This is a genomic window from Streptomyces sp. URMC 124 (assembly GCF_051386455.1).
Taxonomy (GTDB): Bacteria; Actinomycetota; Actinomycetes; order Streptomycetales; family Streptomycetaceae; genus Streptomyces.
The window spans coordinates 37,543-46,438 of the sequence record NZ_JBPQTS010000044.1; the positions used below are offsets into that span (position 1 = coordinate 37,543).

Below are 8,896 nucleotides of genomic sequence, written 5' to 3' on the forward strand. Positions count from 1 at the left end.
GCCCGACGAGGGGCCACCCCGCACTGCGGGGTGGCTCCCCTGCCCCGGCCGACCGGCTGACGACGCCCGGCTCAGCCGAAGCGCCCGGTCCCGGAGAGCTTCCAGTCACGGTTGCACTCGGGACCGCACCGCCAGGACAACGGCGGGTTGGCGGTCACGTTGCGGTTGCCGTCGAGCAGCCAGGTGCCGACCTCACCGGTGGTGGTGTTGTGCCACAGCAGATCGGTCCTGCCGTCGCTGTTGAAGTCGCCGGTGCCGGAAAGTTTCCAGTCCCGGTTGCATTCAGGACCGCACCGCCACGACAACGGCGGATTACCGACCACGTTACGGTTGCCGTCGAGCAGCCAGGTCCCGACTTCGCCCGTGGTGGTGTTGTGCCACAGCAGATCGGTCCTGCCGTCGCTGTTGAAGTCGCCGGTGCCGGAGAGCTTCCAGTCCCGATTGCATTCGGGACCGCACCGCCACGACAACGGCGGATTGGCGGTCACGTTGAACCTTCCGTCGAGCAGCCATGTGCCGACTTCGCCCGTGGTCGTGTTGTGCCACAGCAGATCGGTCTTACCGTCGCCGTTGAAATCCCCGGTACCCGACAGCTTCCAGTCCCGGTTGCACTCCGGACCGCATCGCCACGACAGCGACGGATTACCGATCACATTGCGGCTGCCGTCGAGCAACCACGTACCGACCTCGCCAGTAGTCGTGTTGTGCCACAGCAGATCGGTCTTACCGTCGCCGTTGAAATCCCCGGTACCCGACAGCTTCCAATCCCGGTTGCACTCCGGACCGCACCGCCACGACAACGGCGGATTGGCGATCACATTGCGGTTGCTGTCGAGCAACCAGGTCCCCACCTCACCGGTGGTCGTGTTGTGCCACAACACATCGGTGGTGTTCCCGACCGCGCTCGCCGGCGTGCTCGTAGCGGCAACGGCGAGGGTCAGCGCGGTCAGCCCCGCCCCCACCAGAGCCCCGAGTCTTCGAACCAGACCCGTTTCCATGAACGAACCTCCTCGACGACGCACCACGGCATCCACACCGGGCGCGGGACGCGCACCGGCCCCCGCAGTACCTGCCTGAGGATGGCGCGGCGTGAGACGGGTGGCTAGAGGCGTAACAAGGCAGGCGGCTGGCAATCACCCCAACCTGGGTAGAACCAAGGGGGAGCGGTCCGCCATACCACATGGCCGACCGGTTGCGCACGCTCCGTAACCAGCTGCTGAGCAGCGGAGTTGGGGTTCACCGGGGCGGGTACGTAGTTACCCAAGGAGGGGCACCCGTGGAGACAGGACACACGCACCATGGACGACGGCGACTCACTCGAACGCATTCTCGCCGCAGTGATCGGCGACCGGGACCGCGAGCCCGAGCTGTGCCCGGAATGCGGGCGCCAGCTACGGGTGATCGTCGTCGCGGAGAACCCCGGCGACGCCACGTCGCCGGCGATCGTGCGGGGCGTCTGCCCGGCGTGCCCCAAGGGGCTGGGCGCCGCGGCCCCTTGAAGCACCTGGCCTTGGCCTGTCCCAACTGCCAGAACATGATGCAGCAGATGGGCAATGGTGTGTACAAGTGCTGGAGCTGCGGATACACCAGCACCGGGTGAAGCTCAGGGGTAGGGCCGCGGATGCGGGCCGGGCCGAATGCGGAGATGCTGGTTGGGTCAGCGTTCCGTGAGGAGGACGGCCATGTCCATGCTCGACAAGCTCAAAGGCCTGCTCAAGGGCCATGAGGACACCACCCGGCAGGGTGTCGAGAAGGCGGGGGACGCCTTCGACGCCAGGACTCAGAACAAGTACCAGAGCCAGGTCGACACCGCCCAGCAGAAGATCAACGAGCAGCTGGGGGCACAGGAGCGGCCGCAGCAGCAGCGGCCGGAGGACCGTCCGCCGACCTGATCTCGCTGACCGCCCTGATCTCCCCGACCGCCGCGGTCCGCGGCGACGTCACCACAGCCGGTCGATCCCGCCCGGGTAGAGCCCGATGCGGCTCCTCTCGAAGGCGGCCGCATCGCGCTGCGCGCGTGCCGTGAAGAACGCGGCCATGGTGACCTTGTCGAAGCCCGGCTGATCGCTGGGGAAGGGGTCCTGCGGCGTGCCGCCGATCAGGACGGTGCCGGGCAGGGCGGTCCAGCCGGCGCTCTCGTAGAACTCCTGCAGCGGGCGGTCGCACGTGAAGAGTCCCACGTCGGCGGCACCACGACCGGCTGCACCGCACTCAGCTGCACCGCCATCAGCTACTCCGATATCAGCTGCACCGCCACCGGCGAGCAGCTCACGGGCGGCGGCCACCAGCCGCCGCCCGTATCCCTTGCCGCGGTGCGCCGTGTCCGTGACGACGGCGCTCAGGCCCGAGGCCCGGTAGATCCGGCCTTCGTGGACGATGTCCTTCGACAGGATGTCCAGCGCGGCGCGTACGGCGCCGTCCGGGGCGACGAGCAGGACGGCCACGGGGCGCAGGGCCGGGTCGTGGGGACCGCCGCCGGGCCAGGCCTGCTCCTGCAGGGCCTCGACCTGGGCGCGCAGCTCCGCCGGCATCTCCGGCTCCGCCATCGCGACGATCCGCATGCGTCCCCCCGGCACCTCGTCCCCTCCGCCGCCCGGCCGCGCCCCGCCCGCGCAAGCCCATGGCTCCGCAGGCTAGCCCAGCGCCGCCGCGCCCGCCTTCGCGAACTTCTCGTCCAGGTCGCCGCTCGGCGCCCCGGCGACGCCGATGCCGGCGACCGGCGCACCCTTGACCTGCACCGGCGTGCCGCCCGGCAGGAACAGGGTGCCGGGGATGTCCTTGAGGTTCGGGACGCTCTGGAGGCGCTTGACGAGCTCCGAGGTGGGCGCGTTCCAGGAGACGGCCGTGAAGCCCTTGCGCACGGCGGACTCGTAGGACTGCGGGCCGGCGCCGTCGCCCCGCAGCGTCACCAGGGTGTTGCCGTTGCGGTCGACGACCGCGACGGAGACCTTCTGGCCCTCCTTCTTCGCCGCGGCGAGCGCGGCCTGGGCGGCGCGCGTGGCCGCGTCCACGGACAGGTGCGACGACTCGGTCACGCCGTTGCCTGCCACGGACACCGGAGCCTGGCGCTCCGCCGCGGGCGAGGCCGTCGCCGTGACGGCACCGAACGTACCGGCGGCGACGACGGCGGCGCCGGCCGCACCCACGAGCACCCGGCCACGGACCGAGAGCTTCCCCAGCCCCGGCTTCGCGGACACCGCGGGCTTCGCAGACGGCGCAGACATCGCAGACTTCATTTGGGCTCCTCAACAGGCCAGTGGTTCGCCAGGGGTTTTCCTTGCGCTCTCCATCCTTCGCGCCGCCCGGGCCGCGGGCATCGGCGTCCCGGCTGCCCGCCGGGTCAACCGATCGGCTGATGCGAGGGCGCTCCGCACCGGTTAGGAACAGGAGGTGACCTTTACCGACGACGACGAACCCGGCGCCCGCCGCCTCGCCCTCGTCATGCACGCCGCCTTCTTCCTGCTCCTCTCCGCCTCCTTCGCCCGCTTCCTGATCCGCCACCCGGGCGAGCCCCGCACCCCGTGGATCACCGCGCTCAGCGTGCTGCTCGCCCTGCTCTACGTCCTGCCGTACGTCCTGAGGCCGGTCTTCGCGGCGCGGCCGCAGCGGCAGCTCCTCTGGCTGGCGGCGGTCGTCGCGACGTGGGTCGTGCTCGTCGTGCTCGCGCCGAGCTTCGCGTGGTGCTCCGTCCCCCTGCTCTACACGGGCCTGCGCACGCTCCCCACGCGCGCCGCGCTCCTCCTGGTCACCTTCCTCACCGGCCTGGTCGTCGTGGCGCAGCTGCGGCTCTCCCACGGCTTCGACCCCACCCTCGTGCTGGCCCCGCCCGCCGTGGCGGCCGTGGCCACGGCCGTGTTCGTCCACACGCAGCGGCAGACGGACCGGCAGCGGGCGCTGATCGAGGACCTGGTCCGCGCGCGCCGCGAGCTGGCGGCCACCGAGCGGCGCGAGGGCGCCCTCGCGGAGCGGCAGCGGCTGTCGATGGAGATCCACGACACCCTGGCCCAGGGTCTGTCCAGCCAGCGGATGCTGCTGCAGGCCGCGGACCGCACCTGGGAGTCGGACCCGGAGACGGCCCGCCGGCACGTGCGGACCGCCGCGGAGGTCGCGGCGCGCGGCCTGGCCGAAACCCGGCGGTTCGTGGACGACCTGGCGCCGCCGCAGTTCGACGGCGGGGCCCGGCTGGAGGACGCGCTGCGGACGCTCGCCGCCTCCGGCGCGGCCGAGGGGACGGGGGTGCCGGTGCTCTTCCACGTCGACGGCGCGCCGGTCCCGCTGCCCGACGGGGTGCGGGCCGCGCTGCTGCGCATCGCCCAGGGCGCCCTGGCGAACGTCCGCGAGCACGCGGGGGCCGCCACGGCCGCGCTCACCCTGAGCTACCTCGGCGACCAGGTCGTCCTCGACGTCGCGGACGACGGGCGGGGGTTCGCGCCGTCCGCACCGGCCGGCGCGGGCGCACAGCCCGGTCCGGCCGGCGGGCGCGGCCACGGGCTGCCCGCGATGCGGGCCCGGGTGCGGCAGCTCGGCGGCTCCCTGACCATCGAGTCGGCGCCCGGCGAGGGCACCGTCGTCTCCGCCTGCATTCCCCTGGAGCCCCAGTGACCGATTCCGGCCCCTTCGAGCCCGGCCGCTCCGCCGCACACAGCCGGCCCAGCCGGTCCAGCCGGCCCGTTCGCATTCTGCTCTGCGACGACCACGCCGTCGTACGGGCCGGGCTGCTGGCCCTGCTGTCCAGCGCGCCCGGCATCGAGGTCGTCGGCGAGGCGGGCGGCGGCGAGGAGGCGGTCGTCCTGGCGGCCCGGCTGCGCCCCGACGTGGTGCTGATGGATCTTCAGCTGGGGCCGGGCATGGACGGCATCGAGGCCACGCGACGCATCGTCGCCGACGCGAGCTCCGGCCCCGGTTCCGGCCCCGGCCCCGGCTCCGGCTCCGGCTCCGGCCCGTACGTCCTCGTCCTCACCACGTACGACACGGACGCCGACATCACGCGCGCCATCGACGCGGGAGCCACGGGGTACCTGCTGAAGGCCGAGCGCCCGGAGGAGCTGTTCTCGGCCATCAGGGCGGCCGCGGAGGGCCGTACGGCGCTCTCGCCGCCGGTTGCGGGCCGCGTCATGGCCCGGATGCGCGGCTCGGGGCGGCCGGCGCTCACCGACCGCGAGCGGGACATCCTGGGGCAGCTCGCCCGAGGGCTCGGCAACCGGGAGATTGCGCGCGCCTTGTTCATCAGTGAGGCGACGGTGAAGACCCATCTGGGGCGGATCTACGACAAGTTGGGCGTGGACACGCGATCCGGTGCCGTGGCCGTCGCGAAGGAACAGCGTCTTTTGCCGTGACTTCACACCGACTTGATGCCGGCGGCCCTAGCCTGTGCGCGTCACCCCGGTAGCGGAAGCGGTACCGCCGCCTCATCGCTCCGGCCGTCCGGCGACCCGCGCTTCGTACGCGCCCCGCGCCGCCGGATTGCATGCAATCTCATCCGATCGCATGCAATCACTGTCCTCGCACTGAGATGCGACCGGTTTCAAGTCCGGACCAGCCCTGTGCAGTTCACCGCATAGCGGAACAGAACAACCGCGTTTCGGAGAACGACAGATCAAATCCTTGTTGCGCCCCTGTCAATGTCGCCCAGAGGATGGCACTCTCTCCTCAATCCACTCATGCACCACTCCTGCACCACCGGGCAGCCGTAACCCGTGCTGCCTGAACCCCCCTCAAAGGGCCGTGACTTCGCGGCCCGCACATAGGAGACAGAGTTGAGAAGCGTCACCTCCACCTCCCGCAAGAACACCCTGCGCGCCGCCGCGCTCGTCGCCTCCGCCGCCATGGTCGTCGTGGCCGTGCAGACCGGCTCCGCGAGCGCCACCGCCGACAAGGCGAACGAGGGCAAGGCCCTGGCCGTGGCCGCGGGTCAGCGGGTCGCCGCGATCAAGGACGCGCAGTCCGCGGCTCCCTCCACCGCCGCGAAGATCGGCCTCGGCGGCAAGGAGAAGCTCGTCGTCCGTGACGTGATCAAGGACGCGAACGGCACGGTGCACACCCGCTACGAGCGCACCTTCGACGGTCTGCCGGTGCTCGGCGGCGACCTCGTCGTGCACGAGGCGAAGAGCGGCTCGCGCAGCGTCGACAAGGCGACCGACGCCGAGATATCCGTGCCCAGCACCACCCCCGCCCAGGCCCCGGCCGCCGCGAAGAAGAGCGCCCTCAGCGCTGCCGCGGAGGAGAAGAAGACCGACAAGGCCGGCGCCGAGCGGGCGCCGCGCAAGGTCGTCTGGGCGGCCTCCGGCAAGCCCGTCCTGGCCTACGAGACCGTGGTCACCGGCGTCCAGAAGGACGGCACGCCCAGCAAGCTGCACGTCATCACCGACGCCAACACCGGCAAGAAGCTCTTCCAGCGCGAGGCCATCGAAACCGGCTCGGGCACCAGCACCTACAGCGGCACCGTCCCGCTGACGACCACCAAGGGCGGCTCGGGCTACCAGCTCGTCGACGGCCAGCGCGGCGGCCACAAGACCTACAACCTGGCCCAGGGCACCGACGGCACCGGCGACCTGTTCACCAACTCCACCGACACGTGGGGCTCCGGCGACCAGAAGGCGGGCGTCGACGCGCACTACGGCGCGGCCGTGACCTGGGACTTCTACAAGAACGTGCTCGGCCGCAGCGGCATCAAGAACGACGGCGTCGCCGCCTACTCGCGCGTCCACTACGGCGACAACTACGTCAACGCCTTCTGGGACGACGAGTGCTTCTGCATGACCTACGGCGACGGTGAGGGCAACAAGAACCCGCTGACCTCGCTCGACGTGGCCGCGCACGAGATGAGCCACGGCGTCACCTCCGCCACGGCCGGCCTGAACTACAGCGGCGAGTCCGGCGGCCTCAACGAGGCCACCTCGGACATCTTCGGCACCGCCGCCGAGTTCTACGCCAACAACGGCACCGACAAGGGCGACTACCTCATCGGCGAGGCCATCAACATCCGCGGCGACGGCTCCCCGCTGCGCTACATGGACAAGCCCAGCAAGGACGGCGCGTCCAAGGACTACTGGTCCTCCTCGCTCGGCCGCCTGGACGTCCACTACTCCTCGGGCCCGGCCAACCACTTCTTCTACCTGCTGTCCGAGGGCAGCGGCTCGAAGACGATCAACGGCGTGACGTACAACAGCCCGACCTACAACAACTCCAAGGTCGCGGGGATCGGCCGGGACAAGGCCACCAAGATCTGGTACAAGGCCCTGACCACGTACTTCACCTCGACCACCAACTACAAGGCCGCCCGCACCGGCACCCTGAAGGCCACCGCGGACCTCTACGGCTCCTCGAGCGCGGAGTACAAGGCGGTCGCCGCCGCCTGGACCGCGATCAACGTGAAGTAACACCGGAGCGGGCGATCATCCTCGCCCGCGCCCGGTAGCCCGACAGCCCCGTAGCCCGGGTGCCCCGCCGCCGACGCGGGGCACCCGGGCTCGGCGGCGTCCTCGCACGCGTTTACGCATCCGCGCCGCGGCCGTGTCACCATCGAAGCGTGATCGACCTCGGCTATTCGCTCTCGCGCCGCTTCCCCGACCCCCCGCAGACGGACTACCGCACCGCCGACGTGCGGGCCCTCCGGCACGACCTCTTCTGCGGCGACGTCTACATCGCGGACGTGAAGAAGGACCGCGAGCTGTCCACAGCCTGGGGATGGGTGCCGGTGCTCGACTTCGCGTGGGCCCTGTGCGACGTCCTGGAGCAGGTCGACCGGGACCCGCGGGGCAGGCGCTCCTCGGCCACCCAGTTCGCCGAGCTGGACTTCACCGAATCCACCGACTGCATGCTCTTCGAGCGCCGCTTCGGCTGGGTCGAGGTCTCCGCCGACTGGATGCCGGCCGACGAGCCCGCGCTCACCTTCGACCACCGCGCCCTGCGCCGCGAGGCCCGCGACTTCCTGCACGACCTGATCGCGGACCTGTGCGACATGCACGAGGGCCTCGCCGACAACCCGGTGATCTGGGACCTGCAGAGCCGCTTCCCGCGCGTCTGACCGCGGCCGACGGGCCTCAGCCCACCGGCCCTCAGCTCTCCGGCCCTCAGCCCCCCGACCCTCAGCCCACCGCCCCTCAGCCCTCCGGGCCCTCCGGATCCTCCACCCGTACGCCCATCTGCGCCGCGAACGCCGGAGCAAGATCGAGGAGTTGGGACGGGCTGATCACCGCTCCCGACAGGCACTCGATGCCCCGGGCGACGTCGATCTCCGCCGCCGCCCGCAGGTCCACCTCCGTCATCCGCACCCCCGTGAAGTCGGCGCGGCGCAGCACGCAGTCGCGGAAGGCGACGCGCTCCAGCCGGGCCCCGCCGAAGTCGGCCTCGGAGAGGACGACGCCTTCGAACGTGACGTCCTTCAGCCCCGCCCCGCGCAGATTCAGATAGTCGATCTTGCCGCCGCGGACGAGGACCCGCTCCAGCACCGCGCCGTGCAGCTGGGCCCCGCCGAGCCGGGCGTCCCGTATCTCCACGTCCCGCAGGCCCGCCTTGGCCAGGTCGGTGCCGACGCCGCGGACCCCCTCCAGCACGCAGTCGGTGAAGCGCGCCCCGACCAGCTCCGTCTCGTCCAGCACACAGCCGTACAGCCCGCAGTCCAGGAAGCGGGCGCCCACCCCCGACTGCCCGGCGAAGACGGCGTCCGTGAACGCCAGGCCGTCGTAGTCCCCCTCGGGCTCCAGCTCCGCGCCGTCGTACGGCCGCAGCTCGGGCAGCCGCACCTCCGGGACCCTCACCACGGGCCGCTTCGCGCCCGCCCGCTTCCTGCCGTGCGTCGTCATGCCGACCACGGTGGCACACGGCACTGACAGCGCCCTCGAACCGTCTCCCGCCCCGGCCCCGCCGAGAACCCCGCCTCCGAGCACACCGAGGC

At 71.4% G+C, this 8,896-nt stretch carries 10 protein-coding genes; 6 read left to right on the top strand and 4 right to left on the bottom strand.

Translation table 11 applies throughout. The annotated features are described in order from the left end of the window. Nucleotides 1-71: 71 nt before the first annotated feature. Nucleotides 72-998 carry an FG-GAP repeat domain-containing protein gene (locus ACSNOG_RS12350; RefSeq protein WP_436752654.1) on the bottom strand — a complete coding sequence of 309 codons (927 nt, stop codon included), beginning with the start codon at nt 996-998 and terminating at the stop codon, nt 72-74. A gap of 300 nt (nt 999-1,298) precedes the next feature. Between ACSNOG_RS12350 and ACSNOG_RS12355 the strand changes: the two genes are divergently transcribed. Then, nucleotides 1,299-1,499: a hypothetical protein gene (locus ACSNOG_RS12355; protein WP_436752655.1), complete on the top strand. Its 201-nt coding sequence runs from the start codon at nt 1,299-1,301 to the stop codon at nt 1,497-1,499. 183 nt (nt 1,500-1,682) lie between these two features. Further along, a complete protein-coding gene (locus tag ACSNOG_RS12360; protein WP_436752656.1) occupies nt 1,683-1,892 on the top strand; it encodes an antitoxin in 210 nt (69 codons plus the stop codon). A 48-nt stretch (nt 1,893-1,940) separates the two neighbouring features. On the opposite strand, the gene ACSNOG_RS12365 is transcribed toward ACSNOG_RS12360, so the two are convergent. Next, the gene (locus ACSNOG_RS12365; RefSeq protein ID WP_436752657.1) at nt 1,941-2,561 is read right to left on the bottom strand and encodes a GNAT family N-acetyltransferase; all 621 of its coding nucleotides are present in this window, start codon (nt 2,559-2,561) and stop codon (nt 1,941-1,943) included. A 72-nt stretch (nt 2,562-2,633) separates the two neighbouring features. After that, nucleotides 2,634-3,179, bottom strand: coding sequence for a GlcG/HbpS family heme-binding protein (locus ACSNOG_RS12370; protein ID WP_436752662.1), 546 nt, complete (start codon nt 3,177-3,179; stop codon nt 2,634-2,636). Between the two features lie 262 nt (nt 3,180-3,441). Between ACSNOG_RS12370 and ACSNOG_RS12375 the strand changes: the two genes are divergently transcribed. The 4 genes from ACSNOG_RS12375 to ACSNOG_RS12390 all read left to right on the top strand — a co-directional run bounded on the left by ACSNOG_RS12375 (nt 3,442) and on the right by ACSNOG_RS12390 (nt 8,026). Then, nucleotides 3,442-4,602: a sensor histidine kinase gene (locus ACSNOG_RS12375; protein WP_436752663.1), complete on the top strand. Its 1,161-nt coding sequence runs from the start codon at nt 3,442-3,444 to the stop codon at nt 4,600-4,602. Between the two features lie 74 nt (nt 4,603-4,676). After that, a complete protein-coding gene (locus ACSNOG_RS12380; RefSeq protein ID WP_436752664.1) occupies nt 4,677-5,336 on the top strand; it encodes a response regulator in 660 nt (219 codons plus the stop codon). A 420-nt stretch (nt 5,337-5,756) separates the two neighbouring features. Further along, nucleotides 5,757-7,379, top strand: coding sequence for a M4 family metallopeptidase (locus tag ACSNOG_RS12385; RefSeq protein ID WP_436752658.1), 1,623 nt, complete (start codon nt 5,757-5,759; stop codon nt 7,377-7,379). Nucleotides 7,380-7,528: 149 nt separating this feature from the next. Then, the gene (locus tag ACSNOG_RS12390) at nt 7,529-8,026 is read left to right on the top strand and encodes a hypothetical protein (protein WP_436752659.1); all 498 of its coding nucleotides are present in this window, start codon (nt 7,529-7,531) and stop codon (nt 8,024-8,026) included. 76 nt (nt 8,027-8,102) lie between these two features. On the opposite strand, the gene ACSNOG_RS12395 is transcribed toward ACSNOG_RS12390, so the two are convergent. Continuing rightward, a complete protein-coding gene (locus ACSNOG_RS12395) occupies nt 8,103-8,804 on the bottom strand; it encodes a pentapeptide repeat-containing protein (RefSeq protein WP_436752660.1) in 702 nt (233 codons plus the stop codon). Nucleotides 8,805-8,896: the final 92 nt, after the last annotated feature.

Excerpts from the sequence above, each read along its gene's own strand:
- ACSNOG_RS12365 (WP_436752657.1), bottom strand. The coding sequence starts at position 2,561 with ATGCGGATCGTCGCGATGGCGGAGCCGGAGATGCCGGCGGAGCTGCGC.
- ACSNOG_RS12375 (WP_436752663.1), top strand. The coding sequence starts at position 3,442 with ATGCACGCCGCCTTCTTCCTGCTCCTCTCCGCCTCCTTCGCCCGCTTC.
- ACSNOG_RS12360 (WP_436752656.1), top strand. The coding sequence starts at position 1,683 with ATGTCCATGCTCGACAAGCTCAAAGGCCTGCTCAAGGGCCATGAGGAC.
- ACSNOG_RS12355 (WP_436752655.1), top strand. The coding sequence starts at position 1,299 with ATGGACGACGGCGACTCACTCGAACGCATTCTCGCCGCAGTGATCGGC.
- ACSNOG_RS12395 (WP_436752660.1), bottom strand. The coding sequence starts at position 8,804 with ATGACGACGCACGGCAGGAAGCGGGCGGGCGCGAAGCGGCCCGTGGTG.
- ACSNOG_RS12350 (WP_436752654.1), bottom strand. The coding sequence starts at position 998 with ATGGAAACGGGTCTGGTTCGAAGACTCGGGGCTCTGGTGGGGGCGGGG.